This is a genomic window from Rhizobium sp. Root1204 (assembly GCF_001424965.1).
Classification (GTDB): Bacteria; Pseudomonadota; Alphaproteobacteria; order Rhizobiales; family Rhizobiaceae; genus Pararhizobium.
Map to the genome: position 1 here is coordinate 1 of NZ_LMCZ01000001.1, position 23,762 is coordinate 23,762.

26 protein-coding genes and 1 pseudogene are annotated in these 23,762 nt (G+C 58.7%); 7 read left to right on the forward strand and 20 right to left on the reverse strand.

Annotated features, from left to right (window positions below; genetic code table 11):
• The 15 genes and pseudogenes from ASC96_RS00005 to ASC96_RS00075 form a co-directional block, all read right to left on the reverse strand.
• Nucleotides 1-525, reverse strand: a pseudogene (locus ASC96_RS00005) (flagellin); the annotation flags it as partial.
• A gap of 319 nt (nucleotides 526-844) precedes the next feature.
• Nucleotides 845-1,582 (reverse strand): flagellar type III secretion system pore protein FliP, encoded by a 738-nt coding sequence (gene fliP / locus ASC96_RS00010; RefSeq protein ID WP_060500185.1) that lies wholly within the window; start codon nucleotides 1,580-1,582, stop codon nucleotides 845-847.
• Between the two features lie 7 nt (nucleotides 1,583-1,589).
• The gene (locus tag ASC96_RS00015) at nucleotides 1,590-2,135 is read right to left on the reverse strand and encodes a flagellar basal body-associated FliL family protein (protein ID WP_060500187.1); all 546 of its coding nucleotides are present in this window, start codon (nucleotides 2,133-2,135) and stop codon (nucleotides 1,590-1,592) included.
• A gap of 46 nt (nucleotides 2,136-2,181) precedes the next feature.
• A complete protein-coding gene (flgH, locus tag ASC96_RS00020; protein ID WP_060500189.1) occupies nucleotides 2,182-2,892 on the reverse strand; it encodes a flagellar basal body L-ring protein FlgH in 711 nt (236 codons plus the stop codon).
• Nucleotides 2,889-3,383 (reverse strand): MotE family protein, encoded by a 495-nt coding sequence (locus ASC96_RS00025; RefSeq protein ID WP_244481802.1) that lies wholly within the window; start codon nucleotides 3,381-3,383, stop codon nucleotides 2,889-2,891. The genes flgH and ASC96_RS00025 overlap by 4 nt, the downstream gene beginning before the upstream one ends.
• Nucleotides 3,384-3,430: 47 nt before the next feature.
• Entirely contained in the window at nucleotides 3,431-4,495 is a 1,065-nt protein-coding gene (locus ASC96_RS00030) for a flagellar basal body P-ring protein FlgI (RefSeq protein ID WP_244481803.1), read from the reverse strand.
• Nucleotides 4,496-4,542: 47 nt separating this feature from the next.
• Nucleotides 4,543-4,971: a flagellar basal body P-ring formation chaperone FlgA gene (gene flgA, locus ASC96_RS00035; protein WP_244481805.1), complete on the reverse strand. Its 429-nt coding sequence runs from the start codon at nucleotides 4,969-4,971 to the stop codon at nucleotides 4,543-4,545.
• A gap of 110 nt (nucleotides 4,972-5,081) precedes the next feature.
• On the reverse strand, nucleotides 5,082-5,870 hold the full coding sequence (gene flgG, locus ASC96_RS00040; RefSeq protein ID WP_060500195.1) for a flagellar basal-body rod protein FlgG: 789 nt from the start codon (nucleotides 5,868-5,870) through the stop codon (nucleotides 5,082-5,084).
• Nucleotides 5,871-5,882: 12 nt separating this feature from the next.
• On the reverse strand, nucleotides 5,883-6,218 hold the full coding sequence (locus ASC96_RS00045; RefSeq protein WP_060500197.1) for a flagellar hook-basal body complex protein FliE: 336 nt from the start codon (nucleotides 6,216-6,218) through the stop codon (nucleotides 5,883-5,885).
• Nucleotides 6,218-6,637, reverse strand: a complete 420-nt coding sequence (gene flgC / locus ASC96_RS00050) for a flagellar basal body rod protein FlgC (RefSeq protein WP_060500199.1) — start codon at nucleotides 6,635-6,637, stop codon at nucleotides 6,218-6,220. Before flgC ends, ASC96_RS00045 begins: the two co-directional genes overlap by 1 nt.
• A 5-nt stretch (nucleotides 6,638-6,642) precedes the next feature.
• A complete protein-coding gene (flgB, locus tag ASC96_RS00055) occupies nucleotides 6,643-7,023 on the reverse strand; it encodes a flagellar basal body rod protein FlgB (RefSeq protein WP_060501310.1) in 381 nt (126 codons plus the stop codon).
• Between the two features lie 253 nt (nucleotides 7,024-7,276).
• Entirely contained in the window at nucleotides 7,277-7,816 is a 540-nt protein-coding gene (locus ASC96_RS00060) for a hypothetical protein (RefSeq protein ID WP_060500201.1), read from the reverse strand.
• Between the two features lie 3 nt (nucleotides 7,817-7,819).
• Complete coding sequence (fliI, locus tag ASC96_RS00065) at nucleotides 7,820-9,214, reverse strand: flagellar protein export ATPase FliI (protein ID WP_060500203.1); 1,395 nt, start codon at nucleotides 9,212-9,214, stop codon at nucleotides 7,820-7,822.
• A gap of 75 nt (nucleotides 9,215-9,289) precedes the next feature.
• Nucleotides 9,290-10,015: a flagellar basal-body rod protein FlgF gene (flgF, locus tag ASC96_RS00070; protein ID WP_060500205.1), complete on the reverse strand. Its 726-nt coding sequence runs from the start codon at nucleotides 10,013-10,015 to the stop codon at nucleotides 9,290-9,292.
• 1 nt (nucleotide 10,016) lies between these two features.
• Nucleotides 10,017-10,796: a DUF1217 domain-containing protein gene (locus ASC96_RS00075; protein WP_060501312.1), complete on the reverse strand. Its 780-nt coding sequence runs from the start codon at nucleotides 10,794-10,796 to the stop codon at nucleotides 10,017-10,019.
• Between the two features lie 184 nt (nucleotides 10,797-10,980).
• Here ASC96_RS00075 and motA point away from each other — a divergent pair, with 184 nt between their 5' ends.
• From motA to ASC96_RS00105, 6 genes are all read left to right on the forward strand, one after another.
• Nucleotides 10,981-11,859, forward strand: a complete 879-nt coding sequence (motA, locus tag ASC96_RS00080) for a flagellar motor stator protein MotA (protein WP_060500206.1) — start codon at nucleotides 10,981-10,983, stop codon at nucleotides 11,857-11,859.
• 4 nt (nucleotides 11,860-11,863) lie between these two features.
• Nucleotides 11,864-12,811 carry a FliM/FliN family flagellar motor switch protein gene (locus tag ASC96_RS00085; protein ID WP_060501314.1) on the forward strand — a complete coding sequence of 316 codons (948 nt, stop codon included), beginning with the start codon at nucleotides 11,864-11,866 and terminating at the stop codon, nucleotides 12,809-12,811.
• 60 nt (nucleotides 12,812-12,871) lie between these two features.
• Nucleotides 12,872-13,495, forward strand: a complete 624-nt coding sequence (fliN, locus tag ASC96_RS00090) for a flagellar motor switch protein FliN (RefSeq protein ID WP_060500208.1) — start codon at nucleotides 12,872-12,874, stop codon at nucleotides 13,493-13,495.
• Nucleotides 13,496-13,523: 28 nt separating this feature from the next.
• Nucleotides 13,524-14,555, forward strand: coding sequence for a flagellar motor switch protein FliG (gene fliG / locus ASC96_RS00095; RefSeq protein ID WP_060500211.1), 1,032 nt, complete (start codon nucleotides 13,524-13,526; stop codon nucleotides 14,553-14,555).
• A 207-nt stretch (nucleotides 14,556-14,762) separates the two neighbouring features.
• On the forward strand, nucleotides 14,763-15,839 hold the full coding sequence (flhB, locus tag ASC96_RS00100; RefSeq protein ID WP_060500212.1) for a flagellar biosynthesis protein FlhB: 1,077 nt from the start codon (nucleotides 14,763-14,765) through the stop codon (nucleotides 15,837-15,839).
• A 5-nt stretch (nucleotides 15,840-15,844) separates the two neighbouring features.
• Nucleotides 15,845-16,285 carry a hypothetical protein gene (locus tag ASC96_RS00105; RefSeq protein WP_060500214.1) on the forward strand — a complete coding sequence of 147 codons (441 nt, stop codon included), beginning with the start codon at nucleotides 15,845-15,847 and terminating at the stop codon, nucleotides 16,283-16,285.
• A 37-nt stretch (nucleotides 16,286-16,322) separates the two neighbouring features.
• Here the strand turns inward: ASC96_RS00105 and ASC96_RS00110 are convergent, their stop codons facing one another.
• The 3 genes from ASC96_RS00110 to fliF all read right to left on the reverse strand — a co-directional run bounded on the left by ASC96_RS00110 (nucleotide 16,323) and on the right by fliF (nucleotide 20,433).
• On the reverse strand, nucleotides 16,323-17,069 hold the full coding sequence (locus ASC96_RS00110; protein ID WP_244481777.1) for a helix-turn-helix transcriptional regulator: 747 nt from the start codon (nucleotides 17,067-17,069) through the stop codon (nucleotides 16,323-16,325).
• A gap of 9 nt (nucleotides 17,070-17,078) precedes the next feature.
• Nucleotides 17,079-17,819 carry a helix-turn-helix transcriptional regulator gene (locus tag ASC96_RS00115; protein WP_060501318.1) on the reverse strand — a complete coding sequence of 247 codons (741 nt, stop codon included), beginning with the start codon at nucleotides 17,817-17,819 and terminating at the stop codon, nucleotides 17,079-17,081.
• A gap of 925 nt (nucleotides 17,820-18,744) precedes the next feature.
• Nucleotides 18,745-20,433, reverse strand: a complete 1,689-nt coding sequence (gene fliF, locus ASC96_RS00120; RefSeq protein ID WP_060500216.1) for a flagellar basal-body MS-ring/collar protein FliF — start codon at nucleotides 20,431-20,433, stop codon at nucleotides 18,745-18,747.
• A gap of 198 nt (nucleotides 20,434-20,631) precedes the next feature.
• Between fliF and ASC96_RS00125 the strand changes: the two genes are divergently transcribed.
• On the forward strand, nucleotides 20,632-20,940 hold the full coding sequence (locus ASC96_RS00125; protein WP_060500219.1) for a hypothetical protein: 309 nt from the start codon (nucleotides 20,632-20,634) through the stop codon (nucleotides 20,938-20,940).
• A gap of 130 nt (nucleotides 20,941-21,070) precedes the next feature.
• Here the strand turns inward: ASC96_RS00125 and ASC96_RS00130 are convergent, their stop codons facing one another.
• Together ASC96_RS00130 and ASC96_RS00135 are read right to left on the reverse strand one after the other, a co-directional pair.
• Nucleotides 21,071-22,759, reverse strand: a complete 1,689-nt coding sequence (locus ASC96_RS00130; protein WP_060500221.1) for an aconitase X — start codon at nucleotides 22,757-22,759, stop codon at nucleotides 21,071-21,073.
• On the reverse strand, nucleotides 22,756-23,757 hold the full coding sequence (locus ASC96_RS00135; protein ID WP_060500223.1) for a 4-hydroxyproline epimerase: 1,002 nt from the start codon (nucleotides 23,755-23,757) through the stop codon (nucleotides 22,756-22,758). Before ASC96_RS00135 ends, ASC96_RS00130 begins: the two co-directional genes overlap by 4 nt.
• Nucleotides 23,758-23,762: the final 5 nt, after the last annotated feature.

Genomic DNA, 23,762 nt, shown 5'->3' on the forward strand with positions numbered 1-23,762 from the left:
GTCGATCAGAACCGATGTCGAAGCATCGAATTTCAGAACGCCAACCGCAACGTTGCCAGAAGCGTCACGTGTGAAGGAGCCGACCATTTCCTTGGTACCRAGGGCAGCRGTCGAGTCGTTGTAGAGCCAGTTTTCACCGGAGAAGGAAGCCGACTGCGCCGTCGAAACCAGCTGGTTCTTCAGTTCCGTCAGTTCCTTGTTGATCTTCAGCTTGTCAACGCCCGGTTCGCGAGCAGCAACCAGCTTGGCCTTGATTTCGGAAACAACGTCGATGGCTGCGTTCAAACCGGTATAGGCAGTGTCTGTCTTGGCAGCGCCGAGACCGAGAGCGTCCTGAACCGTGGAGAGAGCCTTGTTGTCCGACTTCATGGTCGTTGCGATCGACCAGTAAGCGGAGTTGTCGGCAGCGGTGCCAACCTTCAGGCCGGACGAAATACGACCCTGGGTCGTTTCCATGTCGGAGCTGATGGAGCGCAGCGTCGAGAGTGCTGCCATTGCAGAAGAGTTTGTCAGGATGCTTGTCATTGGGGTTGTCCCTCTAGATACAAAATACAAGATTGGGGACATACCGGACTAAATACTTACCGGTGATAACGGCTCGGCATCATGCCACTCGGTCCCTGTTGGTCAGGAAATCCAAATCCGTTATGTGAGGGCAATGTCGCAGGCAAACGTTGCGATATGTTTAAATGCCCTGCGGACATGCGCGCTGCACCGGTTGTCCGCGCATGCAGCCAAGATCGCAGACAATCAAAAATTATTGTTACAATTCAATTAGTTGGAAATTTCCGCCAAGACGTTTCCATCTCAAAAAAGAGACGAAACGTTAACCACGACGGCGAGATCAGCTGAACGATCGGACCAAACTGCCGACCAGGAGGTTCCAGCCGTCGATGAGCACGAAGAAGAGGATCTTGAAAGGCAACGAGATCGACGTCGGTGGCAGCATCATCATGCCCATGGCCATGGTGATGGTGGCAACGATCAGGTCGATCACCAGGAACGGCAGCATGATCAGAAAGCCGATCTCAAACCCGCGCCTGATTTCCGAAATCATGAAGGCCGGCACCACGGCACGCAGATCGACCTTGTCTCCGACGACGACAGTCTGCCCCTTCTCTTGGGCGATATCGATGAACAGTTGCAGATCCTTGTCGCGGGTGTTTGCGAGCATGAATTCGCGGAACGGTTCCGAGATGCGCGTCATCGCCTCCGTTTCCGTGATCTGGTTCTGCAGCAGCGGATTGACGCCATTCTGCCAGGCCCGGTCGAAGGTTGGCGCCATGACATAGAAAGTCATGAACAGCGCAAGGCTGACCATGATCATGTTGGACGGCGTGGTAGCGAGCCCCATGCCGGTGCGCAGGATCGCAAACGCAATGACGAAGCGCGGAAAGCTCGTCACCATGATGAGAATGCCAGGCGCGACCGACAGGACGGTCAAAAGGCCGAATGTGCGGATGATCCACGACGCCACCGAGCCGTCGATAGGCGTGTTGAGGATATCGGCGGGAAAGCCTTGCGCTCCCGCGATACCTGACATCGCCACCATGGCGGCTATGAATGCGATAGTCCGGATCATGAGCGAATCATTGAATAACGAATGTCCTGAAGATGACATTGGTTACGCGCCCTTCGGAGCGAAGGTCAACCCGTTCTTCGATGTCATCCTTGAGATACTGGAATCCGCGTGGCCCTTGTATCTGCTGCAGTGACACAGTTTTGAGGTAGGCAGCGATGTCCTGATGTATCTGTTCCGCCATCGCCACGTCGGGCGCACCTTTGAAAAGAAGAGCAACTTCAAGCCGGATCCAGTTTTCGGTCGGATAGGCAAGATTGGTGGTGATCGCGTCAAGCTGCACGACGCCGTTGGCCTCGGTTGCGATCTTCGGCAACCCTTCGTCCTTCTTGCCGGCTTCGCCCTCGGGTTTCTGGCCGGCGTTTTTCAGGGCGACTGCTGCCTTGGCGTCCTCGACGATCTTGGCCTCTTCGGCGGTCAGCGGTTTGGGCGCCAGCATGCCACCGATCAGCCAGCCGCCGCCACCGGCGATCATTGTCAGAACCGCAAGCGCGGCGATCATGATGACCGGCGACGACTTCTTCGGGCCGCCAGTGGCGAGATCGGCTTCTTCCATCTTCAAAATCCATCAAGAGTTGGCGCTTACGCGGCACTGCCTGCCGTCAGATCGGCGAAACGATGTCCATGACCTGCTGGCCCCATGGCGGTTGCTGAACCTCGGTCAACCGGCCGCGCCCACCATAGGAGATGCGTGCCTCGGCAATCTTCTCGTAGGAAATCATGTTCTTCGCATCGACGTCGTAGGGCCGTACGATGCCGGCGACATTGAGAATGCGAATTTCGTGGTTGACGCGGACCTCCTGGGAACCGCTGATCAGGAGATTGCCGTTTTCGAGAACGCCCGTGACGACAGCTGCGACCAGGAGGACAAGCTTTTCGGAGCGCTCCGTCGTGCCCTCGCCCTTCGACTTGGTGTTCGAGCCATAGTCGAGCCCGCCATTCCAGCCAAAGTCGCTCGTCTGGGACTTACCATTGGCGCCGATTTTGAAACCGCTGTCATTGGTGCGGCTTCGATCCGTCTTGTTGTCGAACGAGGCCTTGTCGTCGATGCGGATATCCACAGTCAGGATATCGCCGACCTTCAGCGCGCGGGCATCCTTGAACAGGGCCGACTGATTATCGCTCCAGAGCGAATAGCCGTTCATGACCTGGCGCGGCTCCTTCGGATACATCGCCATCTGCGGCGTCTGCGCATATTGCAGTCCGCTACCGATCGGGCTCATGGCCGGAGCCCTGCCGATCTCGTTGAATGTCTGGTTCTGGCAACCTGCCAGCATGCTGGCGGCAAGAAGAACCGAAATCGGATATCTCATGACGGTTCCTTCGATGTATCCGGGTCTGTGGCGCTCGAGATGACATTGGTGACGACCGCTGCCTTCTCATTGCTCATTTCGCTTAGGATCAGGCTCGACTGGCGCGGTGGAAGCGACATGATGATCGCCGCAGCGACACCGGGATTGACAAGCTCCAGCTTGGCCGCCGCCGCATCCGCCTTCATTGTCTTGTAGATTCCGACGAGACCGATCTGCGCCTGCTTGAGAAAATCGTTACGGCGCTTCAGCCAGTCCTCGTATTCGGAGCGGCGCTTCTCGAGCGTCGCGATGCGTTCATCAATCTCGAACTGCAGCTTCTCAAGATCCTTCTTCTGCAAAAGATACCGCTGGTCACGTGCCGCGTCGGCGATGTTGGTGCAGAACCGCTGGATCTCGTCGCCATTGGCCGGAATAGCTGCGGCCGGTGCGGCAACCTCCTGAGCGAACGCGCCGGGAATGGCCAACATGGTGCAGCCGGCGGCGATCATCATCAGGCGGCGGCGCAGGCCACTGGAAACGCTGGGTAGACGATGGGTCATCATTGCAAGACAAGCTCCGCCTGAAGGGCACCCGCTGTCTTGATGCCCTGGAGAATTGAGATGATGCCGTCCGGCTTCACCCCGATACTATTGAGGCCGGAGACGAGCGAACGCAGGTTGGAGCCGTTGAGGATAGCCACCGTGCCACCGTCCTCGGAGGCCTGAATTGTCGTGTTCGGCTCAATCTCGGTACGGCCGCGCGAGAATGGTTCCGGCTGCACGACGGTCGGCGTTTCGGTTACCTGGACTGTCAATGTTCCATAACTGACCGCGACCTGATTGATCCGCACGTCCTGGCCGATGACAATTGTGCCGGTTCGCTCATTGATGACCACGCGCGCAGGCACATCGGTCTCGACAACGAGATTCTCAATATCGGCCATCAGGCGGGACAGATCAGCCATCTTCGGCTTGTCGATGACGACGGCCTGGGAATCACGAGCCTCGGCAATGCTACCGCCGAATTGGGTCTTGCCGTAACGATTGATGGCAGCCGCCATGCCGACCGCAGTCGAAAAGTCCGGATTTCTCAACTGCAGAACAAGATTGAACCCATCCTTGAATTTGGCTGGGAGTTCACGCTCGATGATCGCACCGTTCGGAACGCGGCCGGATGTGGTGATACCCTGCGTTATGGACGCGGCATCGCCCTGCGCACTGAAACCGGTCACGACGACCGATCCTTGCGCCACCGCATAAATCTGACCGTCAGCGCCGGAAAGGGACGTCATGACCAGCGTGCCACCGCGAAGCGATGTGGAATCACCAAGCGACCCAACCGTCACGTCGATGCGGCTTCCGGGGCTGGCAAAAGGCGGTAGGTTGGCAGTAACCAGGACCGCCGCAATGTTCTTCGAACGGGATTCGTTGTCCTGTGTCGAAATACCGAGATTCTGCAGCATGGCGCGCAAGGATTGCGCGGTAAACGGCGCGGAGCGCAGGCTGTCGCCGGTACCCTGAAGTCCGACCACCAGGCCATAACCGATCAGCTGGTTTTCGCGGCCAGCCTGTAACGAGGCGATATCCTTGATGCGCGATGCGGCCTGTGCCGGCGCGATCGTCATCGAAAGAACCGCAGCGATTGCCAGGCACCATTTGCCGAAACGAAAGATCATTTTGCCACCACGTGAATTGTACCGTCGTCCATCACCGTTCCGGAGACGATGATGCCGGAATCGGTATTGCGCACCCGGATCAGATCGCCGACTGCGGCATTTTCCAGCGGCGCACCGCCGGCTGTGATCGTGAGGGGGCCGTTGGAAAAGACGATCCGGACCGCCTTTCCGCGCTCGACCGCATAAGGCTCGCGCAATGCAGAGACGAGAATGACGCGCCCCTGAAGCAGGGTGCGGCTCGTCACCTTGCCAGTCACCTGGTCGGCCGAGACCGCATAGTCGCCGGTCAGAGCCGGGTTAGTGACCTCGACCTCTTCCAAACGATGGGCATCAATGACTTCACCAGGATAGATCGTCTGGGTCGGAATGACCGCCATGCGCCTTTCGGCCAGAACCGGTTGCGAAGACAGCAGTCCGGCACACATGACGCCAGTGACGCCCAGCACCCGCAAAATCAAATTCCCGCAGGTAGCGACAGCCTTAAGCCGCGGCAGATTGGCAGTCCGGCGAAACGTCATGTTTGCCACTCCCTCTTTTATCTCAGGTTCTTGCTGACCGTCGCGGCCATTTCGTCGGCGGCCTGGATGATCTTGGAGTTCATTTCATAGGCGCGCTGAGCGGAGATCAGGTCGGTGATTTCCTTGACCGGATCGACGTTCGACGCTTCGAGGTATTTCTGCTTGATCTGGGCATAACCCGGATCGGCCGGAGTGCCGATCACGGCCTCGCCCGAAGCCGGCGTCTGCTTGAAGAGATTGTCGCCCTGTGGCTCGAGGCCCGCCTCGTTGACGAAGTTTGCGATCGTCAGCTGGCCAAGCACGGTCGGCGTGGTGTCGTTACCCACACGGACTGAAACTTCACCGGACGCACTGACGGTAATTTCGCTGGCGTTCTGCGGCACAGTGATTTCCGGAACGACCGTATAGCCATCGATGGTGACGAGCTGGCCATCCGCATTGGTGTTGAAAGCGCCGGCGCGGGTATAGGCCGTCTCGCCATCCGGCGTCTCGATCTGGAACCAGCCGCGGCCGATCAGCGCCATATCCAGGCTGTTGCCCGTGCTGATCAGGCTGCCCTGCAGATGCAGATTGCGGACGGCGGACGTCTGCACGCCGAGACCGATCATGGCGCCTTCCGGAACGATCGCCTGGTTGGCGCGGTTCGGCACGCCCTGGGCGCGCTCGGTCTGATATAGAAGGTCGGAGAACTCGGCCCGTGCGCGCTTGTAGCCAGTCGTGTTGATGTTCGCGATATTGTTCGCGATCACTTCCAAGTTCAGCTGCTGGGCATTCATGCCTGTCGCGGCGATCGAAAGAGCCTTCATTACATTTTTCCTTTAGATCGGCATGCGTGCGATTTCGAGATAGGCGCTGACGACCTTGTCCCGGATGGCGATGGCGGTTTGCAGCGACTGCTCGGCGTTCATCACGGAATCGATGACTTCGCGGGTATTGGCTTCGCCGCGGATGCCCTGGATCGAGTTGACTTCCGACTGCCTCAAGCCGTTGGTCATCTCGGTCGCCATGTTGCCCATCACCTCGGCAAAGCTCTGCGACTTGCCAGCAGTGGCCGCGCCACCGAGAATGCTCTGGGCCGACGAAGCGCTCGACGTGGACGTCGCGTCCTTGACGGTCGAAATTGCCGCGTTGATGGTCTTGATTGCGTCGATCATTATTGTGATGCCCTGAGAAGGTCGATTGTTGCGGAGATCAGGTCACGTGCCTGCTTCGTTGTCTGAAGATTGGCCTCGTAGGAGCGGTTTGCTTCCCGCATGTCGGCCATTTCGATCAGCACGTTGACGTTCGGCATCTTGACCATGCCCTTGTCATCGGCTGCCGGGTTGCCCGGATCGAATTCGACGGAGAAGTCGGAATCGTCCGTTCCCAGGCGCTGAACTTCAACGGTGGAGGCGCCGCTGGCGCGATCGATTTCCGCTGCGAAACTGACCGTCTTGCGGCGATAGGGATCTGTGCCCGGCGCATCACCGCTGGAGCGCGCGTTGGCAATGTTTTCGGAAACGATGCGCAGGCGCGTCGATTCCGCTTCGAGACCGGAGGCCGAAACCTTGAGAGCTGAAACGAGAGGATCCATCGCCGTTATTTCCGTACCGTCATGAGCATCATCCGGTGAAACGCCTTTACGAGCCCCGCATTGAGCTCATAGTCGCGCTTGATTTCACCGGTTTTCATCAGTTCCTTCTCCAGCCGGACGCTGTTGCCCGACTGCTGAACCTCGACATCGTCAAGCATGCTGGTTTCCGTCACCTGCGCGGCGCTGCTGCCATCGGTAAAGTGCGCGGGATTGGTGGCTGCCATCTGAAAGCCGGTTTGCTGCATCACGCTTTCGAACGGCTTGACGTCCTTGGCTGCGTAATGCGGCGTGTTGGCATTGGCGACATTGCCGGCGACGACGTTCTGGCGGACTGCCAGCCATTGCGCCTGCCGGGACGCGAGATCGAAAAGCTGTATAGGTTGCATCATGCGACTCCATGCTTGTTGCTGGAGAACCTAGGTACGCAATCTTGCGTGGGACTGAATTGGATGGCGTATTGGAAGCGCGGCGGCGGCAGGCTTTGCAAGGTGATGCTTTTTGGCACTGCATTGGCCTGCCCGGCACAAGAGGCGGGAGCGGCAGTGCGAACGGCCTTGCCCATTTCCGGTCAAAGGACCGGAAAGCATGGATCATACTCGATGATCAAGAATCACAGGTTTGATCAGCCTGATCGTCAGATCAATCCGCCTGAAAAACATCCCCCTTGGAAGTGATCATCACCCAGCGCCCGTCGCGCTGCTCCAGTGTGGCAAGCCGGCTGTTGTCGGGAAGTGCGGAGCCAATACGGACAATGTACATACCGTTGCTGTCTTCGATCAATGCGCGACCGTTGGCAACGTGCATCAGCTTGAAGCTGGTCGCAGAAGGGAATGGCTGTTCCAGGTCATCCTGGACGCCGGGCTTTTTAGGCCCCTCAGAATTCGGGACCGTGGCAGTCGTCAGCTGGTCGATGGCAGACTGTGTCGCCGCATCGCGCTCCAACATGGCTGTCGGAGATGCGGAACCGCCCGGGCCTTCGCGACCCGGCACATCGCGCGTATTGCCCTGCCAAAGTGCCGGCATCGAGAACTTGTCCTGGTGCAGGAAGGCATACCAGGGAAAGAATGTGGCAGCCGCGGCGAGCGCAACACCCGTCACACCCAAAGCCTTGTCGATCAGCGGCGTGCGTTCGCTACGCTTGCGCTGCGGCACGATTTCATCGGCGTCATAATCAATCATGACCTATCCCCTCCGCATGTTTCCGACCTGACCGGCGTTGGCTGCCGCCTTCAGCGCATTGGCGAGGTCGGTGAACGCATCGAAGGCCGGGCGCTCGCCGGGTGTCTGTTTCAAAATGTCGTAGATGACGGGGACCTGCTTGATCGCCATGTCCAGATCCGGATCACTGCCCGGCCGGTAACCGCCGATCAGGCGTAGATCGCGCGTTTCCTCGAAGCGGTGAATAAGCGACTTCAGCCGCCCGACAAGCTTTTCCTGATCCGGCGTCCAGGCTTTTCGCGCCAGGCGCGAGACGGAAGCAAGCGGATTGACCGGCGGGTAGCGCCCTTCCTCGGCAAGGCTGCGGTCCATGACAATATGGCCGTCGAGAATACCGCGGGTCGAGTCTGCGATCGGATCGTTGTGATTGTCACCGTCGACGAGGATCGAGATGATCGCGGTGATCGTCCCCGCCCCTTCCGCACCCGGACCTGCCCGCTCCAGCAGCCGCGGCAGCTCGGTAAAGACCGACGCAGGGTAGCCGCGGGCAATCGGCGGCTCGCCCGATGCGGTGGCGACTTCGCGGATGGCATGGGCAAAACGGGTGACGCTGTCGACGATCAGAAGCACGTTGTCGCCCTGGTCGCGGTAGTGCTCGGCAATGGTGATGGCCGTCAGCGGCGCCATCTTGCGCAGCATCGGGCTTTCATCGCTGGTCGCGACTACGGCGACCGACTTGGACAGGTTTTCGCCGAGCGTATCCTCGATGAATTCGCGGACTTCACGGCCACGTTCGCCGACCAGCGCAATGACAACCTTGTCGAACGCATCGGCACGCGCCAGCATCGACAGCAAGGTCGACTTGCCGACACCGGAACCGGCGAAGACGCCCAGACGCTGGCCAAGGCAGAGCGGAGAAAAGATGTCGATCGCCCGCACACCGGTACGAAATCCGTGCTCGACCCGCTTGCGGGTCATCGACGGCGGCGCAGTACTGGAGATCGGCCGACGGACATCGCCCTGCAGCAGGGGGCCGCGTCCATCAATGGGTTCACCGAGCGAATTGATCGTGCGTCCGCACCAACTTTCCGTCGGCGCAATGCGGAAGGCACCCTTGCGGATCACCGTGTCATGAATGCCGATCGGATCGCCCGGTTCGATCGGGCAGACAACCACTGTTTCCTGCTCGACCTTGACGACTTCGCCAAGATGGACGCCGGTTGAACTCTTGTGGGCTACAAAATCGCCAAGGCGGACATGCCGGGACAGCCCGGTGACGGTATAATATCCCGCCGAAATCGACTGGACGTGGCCGCCGGGTGCGATCGAGAATTCCGGATTGGAATAGCGCCCGACGAGGCCGCCAAGCGCTGCAAGCGATGTCGACGAATTGCTGATCTGGATCTTGTCGTTCTGCATGCCGGTTCCTGCCGTCTGCCGCAATGCCGGAAAAGCACCGGGGCGTGGCGTTGGTCCTGTCGAAAATCTGAAATGCTACTTGCTGCCGCCGAGTGTCTTGATCGCTTCGCTCAGCGACGTTTCGCTGTCGCGCATCAACGCCGAGATATTTTCGAAGGCGCGCGATACCATGATCAGCTGCGACATTTCCTGAACCGGGTTGACGTTGGATTCCTCGACATAGCCCTGCATCACGCCGACATCGAACCGATCGACAACCGGCTCCGGTGCGGAGTTTGGAATTACGGCGCTGTTGTCATGGCGGGCAAAGCCATTGGCGAAATTGGCTTCGTAGAGCCCGAGCACTGCAACCTGGGTTCCATCCTGCTGAATGGCGCCATCGGCACCAACCTTGATTTCACTGGCTTGCGAGTTGAGCTGGATCGGCGCGCCGCCTGCATCAAGAACCGGGTATCCGCGCAGCGTGACCAGGTCGCCCGTTTCCGTCATTGTGAAGCGGCCATCGCGTGTCAGCGCCAAGCCGCCGGGCGTTTCAATCTGGAACCAGGCGTCCCCCTTGACGGCGAAATCCAGCTGATTGCCCGTCTGACTCAGACCACCATTGTTGGTATTGAGAAATTCCTTGCCCTCGGACACGAACGACACCTTCGTCGGGCGCGTGTCACCGAGCACCTGATTGAATTTCACTTCCGTCGAGCGGAAGCCGACGGTACTGGAATTGGCGACATTGTCGGCCAGCGTGTTCATGCGTTTTTCAAGCGCCATCTGCGAAGAGACGGCAACATAGAGACCGGTCTGCATTTCAGCGTCCCCCGAGTTTCAGTGTATTGATGGAAAGGAGGAGATCGGAGGAAATGCCATAACCGCTGGATGAGCCAAACACGGCCAGCGGGTCATAAGGGTCCGAAGAATTGTTGAGTTCCCAAAGAGCGGTAAACCGTTCGAGCAGTTTCGACAGTTTGGCCGGGTCCTTGAAATCCTTGATATCGATTGCCTTGTCGATGGCGGCTGCCTGCTTGTCGATATCGGCAGCGGCAAACTCGTCCGGCATCTGCAGCAGGGTGCGCGTGACCTGCGCCAGCGCGTCGTCGGCCAGCAATCCGAAGGCGCTGGTAATGGTCGGCGCAGTGCGCTCGAAATAGAGCGCCAGCCGGACGCCGGCATTGTCTTCGCCTGCGGTCTGTTCCAGGGTCTGGCGCATGTATTTGTCCGCCACGCCCTTTTGGGCCTTCTCGAAAGAGGTTGCCGCCGTGCCGTTGCGGGCAAAGTTCAGCGATTCCACCAGGCTCGAATAGCGGCTGTCGGTGAGCTGCTTGGCAAACGCATCATCCTTATCGACGCCTTCCGTCAGAACCTTGCGCATGAACGCCTTGGCGTACCCCATGTCCTCAAGGCCGTGCGCCTTGATCGCGTAATTATAGAGCCGCGTATCGGCGAAGAAGTCGTCGACGGTTTTGACGTTGCCGATATTGGCGAGGTAATATTCGGTCTCGCGCGCCACATCCGGCTGCTCGGACACCCGCTCCAGCGACTTGCTGAGATTGCCTGCGATCATCTGGTAGCTGGTGTAAGTCGTCGTCACGACGTTTCCCCGTTCATCCATTTTAAAGACGCATTGCGCGCCGGTTGAACGGAAACCTGACGGTTGTTGCTTGCGCGAACCTGATTCCCTGCAAGGCCGCGCAAAAGTGGCCAACAGCCAGCCTCACGCAAGGCTGACGGCCTAACGATACCGTCGAAAATCCACCATTGCGGCAGGTATCGAAATGAACATCATCATCGGGCTCCTCTTGACATTGGGCTGTATCCTCGGCGGCTTCATTGCCATGGGCGGCCATATGGAGGTCCTGAATCAGCCCTTCGAGCTTGTCATCATCGGCGGTGCCGGCATTGGCGGCTACATCATGGCCAACTCCATGAAAACGCTCAAGGATACCGGCAAGGCGCTGGGCGAGGCTTTTGCCCACAAGGTGCCGAAGGAGCGCAATTATCTGGATACGCTGGGCGTGCTCTACAGCCTGATGCGCGACCTGCGCACCAAGTCGCGCAACGAGATCGAAAGCCACATCGACAATCCGGACGAATCCTCGATCTTCCAGTCGGCTCCAACTGTCCTGAAGAACAAGGAACTGACAGCCTTCATCTGCGATTATGTCCGTCTCATCATCATCGGCAATGCCCGCAGCCACGAGATCGAGGCGTTGATGGACGAGGAAATCAACACCATCACCCATGACAAGATGAAACCCTATCACGCGCTGACCACCATGAGCGACGCCTTCCCGGCCATCGGCATCGTCGCCGCCGTTCTCGGCGTTATCAAGGCCATGGGCGCCATCTCCGAATCCCCGGAAGTGCTGGGCGGCAAGATCGCCGCCGCACTCGTCGGCACCATGCTTGGCATCTTCCTGTCCTACTGCGTCGCCAGCCCGGTCATCGCCAACATCAAGGCTGTTCGCGACAAGCAGAACCGCCTCTACATCATCGTCAAACAGACGCTGCTTGCCTACATGAACGGCTCGGTTCCGCAGGTTGCGCTCGAATACGGCCGCAAGACCATTTCGGCTTACGAGCGTCCGTCGATCGATGCCGTCGAGCAGGAAATGATGAACCCTGGTGGCGGCGGCGAAAGCAAGGCGGCCTGATCCGATGACCTCAGCGACCCAGAACAACGTCTATACCTTCGACCGCAAACTGCTCGCCCGGATGACCGGTGCGCTCGGCGATACCAAGACGATCAGTAAACTGTGCAGCGATCTCGGCCACGTCTTTGCCGAGTTCCTGCCCGATATTTTCCACAACGAGACCGGTCTCGACATCGAGATCGGCTATGCTGGCTTCGATATGGGCCTGAAGAGCGAGCTGATCGCCAATCTCGGCAATGGCGTTGCATTGTGCGACACCTCGTTGCGTAACTGGTGCCCCGATTTCGTCATCAGCTGCGATAGCCCGGTCATCATTACACTGATGGAAATCCTGCTCGGCGCGCCGGCAAATGCCATCGAGGAACCGAAGCCCAGGTCGCTATCGAACATCGAGCTCGATGTTGCGACGATGATCTTCGAAAAGGTCGCCGATGTGCTGAAATCGGCAGTCGCGGTTGCCGGCAGCTTCGAACCCGTCGTCGGACGCCCTTACAATGCCAGCCAGCGGCCGGCTCCGGATCCAGACGTCGCCGATGTCTACGCCGCCTGCATCAACGTGACGATGGGCCTTGGGCCCGTTCTTTCGACCTTCTCGATCATCGTGCCGCAGCAGACCCTGTTGAAAACGGCCGTTGTCTTCCCAAAAGGTGTTGGTCAGGGTCGCAAGGCCAAGGGCGCCTGGGGCGAACAGCTTGAACAGCAGGTTCGCCGTTCGACGGTAAGCCTGGAAGCGCGCATCAAGCTGCAGAGCCTGACGCTGGATACAATCAGCCGCCTTCAGCCCGGCGACGTCATTCCGTTCCAAGATGCCAAGGATGTGCGCGTCGAGATCAACGCCAACGGCCGCGATCTCTATATCTGCGAATTCGGGCGCGCTGGCACAAAATACACGGTGCGGATCAAGGATACCCACGGTTCGGAGAGCGACATTCTCCACCACCTGATGAGTTAAAAACCCCCTGCCTTACCCGGCAACATGGTTGGGGCAAGTTTCAACTGGAATAGTTTGCACATGGCACCGAAGAAAGCACCAATAGAAGACCAGGCGATCCTGAGCGGCGGCGATGCCGAGCTCGATCAGGCCATCGACGATCTGCGTGGCGTCCTGCAAAGCGATGCCACCGGCACCACGCCGGCCTCGGATTTCGGCATGGATTTCGCAACCACCTCGACGGTTGGCGAGACATCGGATTTCGGCAGCACATTTTCGGCCGAAACTGATCTCAGCAGCTTCGGCGGCGATTTCGGCGCCAGCAACAGCTTCGCCGACCTGACCCAGACTTCGGCCGCTCCAAGCTTCGACGCCGGCTCGTTCGGCGAAACCACATTCGGCGGCGGCACGTTCGAAGACCAGCCCGCTGGCGAACCCGGCAGCGGCATGACGGCCAATCTCGACCTGATCATGGATATCCCGATCGATGTCCAGATTGTTCTCGGCACCAGCCGCATGCAGGTCTCCGGCCTGATGAACCTGACGGAAGGTGCGACGATCGCACTCGACCGCAGGATCGGGGAACCGGTGGAAATCGTTGTCAATGGCCGGGTCATCGGCCGCGGCGAAATCACGGTTCTCGATGAAGACGAAACGCGTTTCGGTGTAAAGCTCATCGAAATCAAGGGTACCAGTAAAGTTTGAACCCGGTTAGGGTCATGAGGATCAATCCATGATGGATTTCGACAATTTCGAGGCTTCAGCGCCCACAAGGCCACTCACCCAAATGGACAAGGCCGCTGCGGTTCTGCTTGCAATGGGCAAGCCCATTGCCGGTAAGTTGTTGAAATTCTTCACGCAGAGCGAATTGCAGGGCATCATCGCTTCCGCGCAGTCGCTCCGCTCGATCCCGCCCCATGAACTGGAGATCCTGGTGAACGAGTTCGAGGACCTGTTCACCGAAGGTGCCGGCCTGATGGACAATGCCAAGGCCATCGAAGGCATTCTCGAAGAAGGCCTGTCACCGGACGAAGTTGACGGCCTGCTTGGCCGCCGCACGGCATTTGCCGCCTATGAAGCCAATATCTGGGACCGCCTGCAGGATTCCGACCCGGCCTTCGTCGCCCAGAGCCTGGGCAAGGAACATGCGCAGACCATCGCCTATGTCCTGTCGATGATGCCATCGACCTTCGGCGCAAAGGTCCTGCTGCAGCTGCCGGAGAGCGGCCGTGCCGACATCATCAACCGTGCCGTCAACATGAAGAGCGTCAGCCCCAAGGCTGCCCAGATCATCGAGGCTCGCGTGGTCGAGATGATGCGCGAGATGGACGCCGAAAAGAACTCGATCGGGTCGATCAAGATTGCCGAGGTCATGAACGAGCTGGAAAAGACCCAGGTCGATACGCTGCTTGCCTCGCTGGAATCGATCAGCACCGAATCGGTCAAGAAGGTTCGTCCGAAGATCTTCCTGTTCGACGACGTTCTCTATATGCCGCAGCGCAGCCGCGTCCAGCTGTTCAACGACGTATCGGGCGACATCATCACCATGGCCCTGCGCGGCTCCGGCATGGAACTGCGCGAATCGGTCCTCGCCTCGATTGGTGCGCGTCAGCGCCGCATGATCGAATCGGATCTAGCGGCCGGCGACGTCGGCATCAACCCGCGCGATATCGCCATTGCCCGCCGCTCGATCACCCAGGAAGCCATTCGCCTGGCAGCCAGCGGCCAGATCGAACTGAAGGAAAAGGAAGCCGTGGCCGCCTGACCGGCCGCTTCACCGCCGGACGGATATCTGGAGCCCTTCAACCAAGCGCGGTTGGAGGGCTTTTTGCTGGGCGCCTGCCCGTGTCCGTCTACTTTCTGTGAAGCATTGGTTTCCCGCGCATATCTTCCTTGCATGCCCTCCTGCCCCGGCTCACAACAGCTTTGACAGCAAACACTGCTGCATCCCCATGCAAGAGGTCTTCATCCGATGTCGGACGATCAGGACAAAGACAGTAAAACAGAATCGCCGACCGAGAAAAAAATCACCGACGCGATGGAGAAAGGGAACACCCCGTTCTCGCGCGAGGTCACCATGTTCGCCTCCGTCGTCGCCATCTACATCTTTGTCGTTTTCTTCCTGCCGCAGGGCTTCGCCACGGTCGCGGAATCGCTGAAGGATATTTTCGAGCAACCGGAAGCCTGGCGTCTCAACACATCGAACGATGTGGTTGCATTGATCATGCACCTCTTCGCGAAGGCAGGCACCTTGCTGATCCCCTTTTTCGTGCTTCTGATCGTGTTCGGGATCGGTTCTTCCATTTTGCAAAACCTGCCGAGCCCGGTTCTTGATCGCGTCGCACCCAAGATGAACCGGATTTCTCCGATTGGCGGATTCAAGCGGATCTACGGGATTCAGGGCATCGTCGAATTCGCCAAGGCCTTTGCCAAGGTGGCCGTCGTCTCGCTGATCATCGTCCTGACACTCTGGAACGACTACTACGCCACGCTCGATTCGATGTTCTCGGACCCGTTGACGATCTTTTCGACGATGTCGAAGGACTTCAACAAAATCATGATCGTCATCCTGATCTCGACCGCTGTCATCGCCATCGCCGATTTCTTCTGGACACGGCACCATTGGTACACCGAACTGATGATGACTAAGCAGGAGGTCAAGGAAGAGCTGAAGCAATCCCAGGGTGACCCGATCATCCGTGCGCGGCTTCGCTCGATTGCCCGCGACAGGGCCCGCAGGCGCATGATTACCTCGGTTCCGCGGGCCACGCTCGTCATCGCAAACCCGACGCACTATGCCGTTGCGCTGCGTTATGTCCGCGAGGAAGGCGATGCGCCGATCGTCGTTGCCAAGGGGCAGGACCTCGTCGCGCTGAAGATTCGCGAAATCGCCGAGCAAAACGGCATCCCTGTTTTCGAGGACCCGCCTCTCGCACGCTCAATGTTTGCGCAAGTCTCGGTGGATAGTGTGATTCCACCGGTGTTTTACAAGGCAGTCGCTGAACTCATTCACCGGATCTATGCAACGCAGCCGAAACGGATGACGTGATCCCAATGAAAAAATGCGAATATTCGGAACAACGCGAGAAAATAGTAGCCGACGCCATTCGTCCTGTCGCGACGGAGCTGCGGCTGATCGATGCCGCCGACTTTATCGCGATGCTGCGTTTTGAATCGCATGGGAGCCTGGCGGACCTGGTGTCATCGGCCGCAGAACTCTATTTTCTGCCCGGTACCGTCAACTTCGGTATCGGCGGCAACTATTCCCTGGACTGGGGCACGGAGCCAGAGATCACCCTTGATCTCGAACTGAAGCCGGATGGCGTCACCGTCTATGCACAACTTGCCCTGGGCAAGGACACAGCCGGTCTCGAAATCAACCATATCGCTTTTCAAAGCCCGTCCACCGATCCGGACGAGAATACGGCGTTCCTGGCCCAGAGCCTGAACGCGGCGAAATTCGTCAAATCCTATCCGACCGCTCTTGCGAGCTGATCTTCGGATACCCGGCCATGACGGCCGAAAAATCCCTTTAGCTGATATAACCGAGACGAATGGCCTTCGCGATCGCCTGGATTCTGTTGACCGAATCCAGCTTGGTGGTTGCGGCGCCGAGATATGCGTTGACCGTGTGAACCGACAATCCCATCTTCTCGGCGATTTCTTCGCTGATATAACCGTCTCCGGCCATCTGCAGGCAGCCGATTTCGCGGTCGCTGAGCGATTCCGACGGAAGCATGCGCCGTTCGTCGGCGGCGAGAAGATCGGTCATAATCTGGCAGCTGCGTCCGTGCAGATCGATGATTGCCTCGCTCGACACGTCGATATAGCTGCCCATGAAGAGCACATAGCCATTGCCCTGCGCACCAAGCCTGACCGGCAAGGCAATCCCGGAATAGGGCAAGACGCGAGCGGAAAGGCGCTGGGTAAAGCGGGCGAAATCCGGCGTCTCCGCCGTCTGGTGCTCGCCCATGCCGTTCCACAGGATCGGCAGAAGCGACGCATCGAGATGCGCCAGCATCTCGCCACCATAGGCAGCCACCAGTTCGTGCGCCATCGCTTCGCTATCGACGCCCCAATTGTCGAGGACGCAGCTCAGCTTGCGCGTTGCCGGAAGGCCGTTTCCATTCAGCCGCAGAACTGCGAAATTCTTGGCATTGATCTGCTTCTGCATCGCTTGCAACCGCGCAACAAGCGTCGCCGCCTTGGATGCCCTCGCCTGCAACCGGCCAGCCTTGGCATCGTCGCCCGTTCTCGCATGGGGGAGGAAATAGGTCACGGCCGCCTCCTAGACGAGATTGTTGCGAACGGCATAGGCGATGGCCTCGGAGCGGGTCTTCGTCGCCGTCTTGCGCATAACGCTGGTGATGTAGTTGTTGATCGTGTTGCGCGAGATACCGAGGATCACCGCAATCTCGTCGCTGGTCTTGCCCTCGGCGATCCAGAACAGGCATTCGAGTTCGCGTTCCGTCAGCTCGAAATCACGATCGGAACGCACGCCGCGCTCGGTCGTGAAGCTGGCGAAGTAACCGGTCAGCAGACCGACATCTCTCAGGTTTTCCTGCGAAAGGATGACGTCCTGCGGAAAGAGCAGCATCAGCGATAACCGCGCGCGGCCGACATTAAAGGTTATGGCGCAATATTCGCGGCTGATCCCACGGCTGATGTCGATGTCATCCGGCAGGCCCATGAACACCGGCTGCATGACCGAAAGGCATTTCTCCATCTCATTGGTCTTGGAGTGGAGTTGCGACATCACCTTTCCGAGGCGCTTGACGACGTCGAACGGCCAGTCTGAGCATACGACAAAATCCAGACCGTCATCCTGGGACAAATCATAGCGCGCGAGGAGATAGTGGGTTGCTCCCACATAATCCGTCAGCGCCGCCAGCCCTTTGCTCAGATTGCCGCGCTCGGCGAATTCGCCAAGCCTGCGAATGAGCTGTTCTTTGGAAAGAACCCGCCCAACACCGCGCGTCGCCGACCCTGGCAATGGCCAAGCCGCAACCTCTGTCTGTAGAGCATCCATGACATTAACCCCCGTGATGGATTCGTCCGTGCTCAAAATCGCCTTCGCCGCCGCCGGCAATAGCATCGAAGCGTCCGCATTCTTCGACACAAGCGAATCAGTACGCGAATCACTACATAAAATGTACATCGCCCCTTGCGAAAAACTACTGCCTCCTTATCGGGATTTACATTTCCGAGGAACCGTGAATCGATTCGCGCTCCGGCAACGACAAAAGGAATGCTCTCAGCGAACAACCGGAGGAAAATTCTCTTTAATCTATGTAATTATTATGATTTTCAAAAAACCTTCAATCAGAAACTCATCCAATCTCGCCTGAGAAACGGCGCAACACCTCCGAGCAGGTGTAAAAATCGCAAAACAAATCACCGCCGATTGAATCTTCATCTTTTGTCAAGTTTTCATTTTTTTATTTGTTTCTGGCGTTGTTGCGAAATTGCATCATCGAAATAGAGTGTTTAAATTACAGAACAAAACGTAAACTAAAGAAATTCTGGCCATAACCCCCGAATAATATTTCATTAAAACCGGAACATTACTGAATCTGGGAATCAATACCTGGCTTGCTCCACGCACAACGGCAGACAAACCCGATTTTCCCCAGGGAAAAATTAACGATTTGTTAAATATAACGAATCCGGGAGCGCCATGTTACATCGTTCGAGCAACACTCGATTCTTGCAACCCGCCCTTAGTGAGAAGGCAATACAGAAAACAGGGCCGCATCTAGTTTTTTCAGAGCAAAATCCTGTTGCTGGCCGCAGACAGGAATCCGGATAGCCTGAGCGACTTCGGGCTCATATCCCGGCAAATCTCTCCCATTCATCTGACGTCTCAAGTTGAACCGTGCATTTTTCTACGGAAAAACCCGCCGGCAAGGGCGGGTTTTCGTTGTACTTGATACGAGACGAAAAAGGCGTCTGTCTCAGGCTGCTTTTTCGGCGACCCACTTGCGCAGGATCTTGGCGGCGCGCTCTTCACTGATTTCGACCATGCGAGCGAGCCGCCGTTCCGGGCCTTCCTTTACGCGCCGGTTGAAGCCACCTTCGCTGTCGTCGCCGAGGCTGAGCAGGTCATCGGTGCTGTCAAAGCCGAAGTCCGAACCGAAGCCTTCCATTAGCGCTCCTCCGGCGCCGCCGTTCGCAGCGGGCGAGAAGTCCGGCAACTCCAGGCCAACGGGTTCGTTATCGTTGAGTGCAACACCCGGACCTGTCAGGCCCATCGAGCGAGCCAGCGGGCGCATTCCCATCCAGACCACCAGGAAGGCCACCAGGATGAAGGCAAGCGCGTTGATGATGCCGCCGAGATTGCGGGTCAACGTCTCCATGATGCCGGGGCCTGCAACCGCTTCATCGAGCAACTGCGTGTTGACGAAATCCATGGCCGTTAGCGTGATCATGTCACCGCGCGCCGGGTCGAGGCCAACCGCCGAGGCAACGATTTTCTGCATGTCCTGGATATAGGCGTCGATCTTTGCCTGGTCGGCACCCTCGCCGACCATGGCGGCAACCCGGCCGCGATTGACCACGACGGCGACCGAGAGCTTTTCGAGTGTATAGCTGCTCTTGACGGTGGCGACGGTCTTCGAGTTGATCTCGTAATTGGTCTGCTCTTCCTTCTTCTCGGTCTGGTCGTTCGACTGAGGTCCGGTAGCGCCACCGGTCGGAGCGGCTTGCGGTACGTTCTGCTGAACCGTCGCCGCATTGTCTGCCTGCTGCTGACTGGACTTCTGCTGTTCCTTGGTTACCCGTGTCGAGCGCTCGACGCGCGATTCCGGATCGAAGACCGTTTCCTGGATCTGCTGCGTATCGGTATTCAGCTTGGCGGTGACGCTGGCGCGGAAATTGTCCATGCCGAGGAAAGGCGTCAAAGCTTTGTCGATATTGTTTTCTATTTCCTTCTGGACATTCTGGATGATGCCAAGCGACTGATTCATGGCGCTGTTGGCAGGATCGTCACCCGATGCCAGGAGCTGGCCGGTCGAATCGAGGATCGTCACGTCGTCAATACCGAGGCCCGGAACGGATGAAGCCACCAGATGGCGGATCGAGGCGGCGGCATTGCGGCCAATGTTGGCACTGGCACGGATCATCACCGAAGCCGTTGGGTTCTGTTCGGCTTTTCTGAAGCTGCCGCGGTCGGCCATGACGATGTGGACGCGGGCGGCGGAAATTCCGGAGATCTGCTGGATGGTGCGGGCGATTTCACCTTCAAGGGCGCGGACGCGGGTGACTTCCTGCATGAAGGAGGTGAGACCGAGGGAACCGACGTTGTCGAAGAGCTCGTAACCGGCATTGGCGCTGTTGGGCAGGCCACGTTCGGCCAGGTACAGGCGGGCCTTGCCCGTCATGCCGACCGGAACCTGAATGCTCGCGCCATCAGAGCCAACCTCGAAATTGATATTGGCTTCGGCGAGGGCAACACTGACCTGATTGAGATCGTTGCTTTCCAGCCCGACATACAGCGTTTCATAGGAAGGCTTGTTGACGTAAAGGCCCGCGGCAAGAACGATCGCCACCGCGACAACACCGGCTGAAATCAGCGCGATGAGCTTGCCTTGCCCGAGACTGGCCAGGTTCTTCGTGACCGTCGAAAGTTGATCCAACAGATTCATTCTGTTTCCGCACCCAGTGGCGCATGTTCCGTTCAGACAACATCGCCTGGGGAGTAAACATGCGCAGATCCAAACATTCGGGTTGCTGATGGATTCGACACATGCGGCTTCGTCAAATCACGCGCAAATCTACCAGTCCCGATTGGCACACTAGAAAACGAAACTTGCGCGAACTTGTCTTGGCCCGCCTGAACCGACTTGTTTACCACCTCACTGCAGGACGATCTGGCTTCTATCGCGGACCGTTTCGAGCCGATTGCAGACGAGGCACCTTTGGCCAAACAGCACAAAAAAGCACAGCCGACAGGATCGAGCCAAGCCGCCGGCTGGCTACAAAATCTTGCCTTAAAAACGGAATGCATCAATGATCATCTTGAAAGCAGGGGAATTCTGCCGCCTGCCCGGGTAGCAGACATAATGGCCTCGAAACGCCGGCAACTGCTCAATCCAACGCGAGCTCTGCGACTTCCACCGCTCACGGGAAACGATTCCGTCCAGCAGGCCTGACATGGCTCACGACCGCGCATCCAACGCTGACTGGCAACGTCAAATTCATGAATTTCTATCGGTTCAATGGTATCGAGGCAATCGGCGCATCCGTTCCCGTTCGACCATCATGCCAAAGGTCCATTGGCTATCAAAGCCAACCGGGAAGCCGTGACGCGACGCGGCCGTTCACAGCGGCCTCGACGCAATCGACCAGACTGCCGAAGCGGACGGTGCGGTTGCTGAGGCCAGGGCCGTAATGGGCATATTTGCCGGAGTTGGTAATGAGCGTGCGAGTGTGCACCGGGAAAACAGGTTCACTGATCGAGCACCAGCAGAGATCCGGCACGATGCGCACGCCACTTTGTTCGAGGCGTGATAATGTGCCGTCCTCACGCGCATCGGTGATCACCTGGCGGCCTGCGGTGACGATGACGGTGACATCCGGGTGGCGCTTGCGCCCGGCGAGCCCTGCAGCCAGCGCCCGGCATTCGTTCAGCGAGGCATGCGGGCTACCGATAGCAACGAGCTCGACCTGCTCCGGGCCTGCGTTCAGCCGTGTCCAGGCCTGCGCCATCTCGGCGCGGGTGATGGTTTTGCGGCTTGCCCCCGGCGCTGCCGCACCTTCGGCTTCGGGCGTTACGCCCTCGACATGCAACATCGGCGCGGCCGACGTCGTGCCGAAGGCAGCGCACAGCGCCTTGAGATCGTCTGTCGAGGGTTGTGCCGAGGCGAGACCGCGCAGCAACGGGATGCGATCGGGCGCTGCATGGCCGGCGAGATAACCGATCAGCGGCCAGAAGGCGTCATCGACATTCTCGGGCAGCTCGACGTCAATGACTGTCCGGGCCTTGCGGTTTTCCGTCAGATAGACGCCGGAAAGTGGCGCACGGCCGGTGAGCGCGATGCAAAGGTCGAGGAAATCCGGATGTTTTGGCGTGCGGGCTCCGAGCACGGAGTTAGCAAAGATCACCGCGTTGGATTCCGCCCAGGCAATCGCCTCACCCGCCTGCGGCGCGCTGTCCAGAAGATAGGGGGAACAGGTAAATGTCGGACGGCAACCCATGCGGACATAGGCATCGGCAAGGCGGGCTGCCGGATTGCCAAAGGAACTGGACACACCTTGCGCCTGCCAGTTGGCATGATCGACCGAGATGGCATTCATGGTGGTCGGCACGCAAACCCTGGCTCCCATATCCGCCATGCGTTCGGCAAAAGTGAGATTGGCCGGGCTGGCATAGATGCAGCCGTCGATATGCCCTTGTGTCACGTCGGTCAGACAGCGTGCGCCCTGCTGGGCAGCCATGGCGCAGATGATCCGCATGGCCTGCTGGATCGCCTGGCCCTGCACACCTTCAAACATTGCACGGTCGTTGTCGCTGAGATCGAGCGTCGCAAGGCGCGGCGGCAAAACCGGAATCGACAGGCCATCCGCCTCGATCGAGTTGGCAGTGATCCGTGCGGTTTTGGCCCGCGACAGCGCCGCAAAACTCTCAGGCGCGAGGCGCAACACAGGAAGCGGCTTGCCGAACATTTCAGCGGCAATCAGCGCACCCAGTGTCAGCACGTCCTCGGCTTCGCTGAATACCAAAGCCGCTGGCGCCCGGCCGGTGAGGATCAGATCGAGAAGCACGCCCGATCCGGTGCAGGACCCACGGCTCGACGGCATCATCAGGATGCCGCCGGTCAGACAGACCCCGTGGAGGGGATGATGCACGTCGATAATGCTTCCGGTTTCCGGGGAAACACCGCCCCAGAAGCTCAGGGGCTCCGATGAGGCGATAACCGGTCCATCAGCGGTGCCGGCAAGGATGCTGTTCGCGTGCATCAGGTCACTCACTTGACGACAAAACCATGGGCAAAGGGATCGCGGTCATCGATGAAGATCGTGTTGATACCCGTCATCCGGGCCCAGCCTGCGATCGAGGGGATGATCGCATCGCGATCGGCCACCTTCGTTGCCGCTTCGACCCGTCCCTTGAACAGCGAACCGATGATCGACTCGTGGATGAATTCGTCGCCAACAGCGAGCTTGCCCTTGGCGGCCAGCTGCGCCATGCGCGCCGAGGTACCGGTGCCACAAGGCGACCGGTCGATGGCCTTGTCGCCGTAGAACACGGCGTTGCGGGCATGGGCGGTTGCATCCGTCGGCTTGCCGGTCCACTGGATGTGGCTCAAGCCACGGATTTCGGGATGTTCGGGATGAACGAACTCGTATTTTTCGTTCAGCGCGGCGCGCAGCTTGGGGCTCCAGCCAATGAGTCCGCCCGCCGTATGATCGGCCATATCGCGGAAATTCTTCTGCGGCTCGACGATGGCGTAGAAGTTGCCGCCATAGGCAACGTCGACGACGATTTCGCCCAGACCTTCGACCTCGGCCGTCAGGCCTTCGGCATAGAGGAAGCCGGGAACGTTGGTCAGGCGGACTTCCTCGACGAAGCGGCCTTCCTGGCGATAGGTGATATCGACCTTGCCGGCCGGCGCATCGATTGACAGCTTGCCGGGTTCGCGCGGCATGATCAGGCCGTTCTCGATCGCCATGGTGATAGTGCCGATCGTGCCGTGGCCGCACATCGGCAGGCAACCGGATGTCTCGATGAACAGAACCGCGACGTCGCAGTCCGGACGGGTTGGCGGATAAAGGATCGATCCCGACATCATGTCATGGCCGCGCGGTTCGAACATCAGGCCCGTGCGGATCCAGTCGAATTCGCGCAGGAAGTGGGCGCGCTTCTCCAGCATATTGGCGCCCTCAAGGCGCGGGCCACCGCCGGAAACGAGGCGGACGGGGTTTCCGCAAGTATGACCGTCGAGGCAGGAAAAGGTATACGTGGCCATGGTGA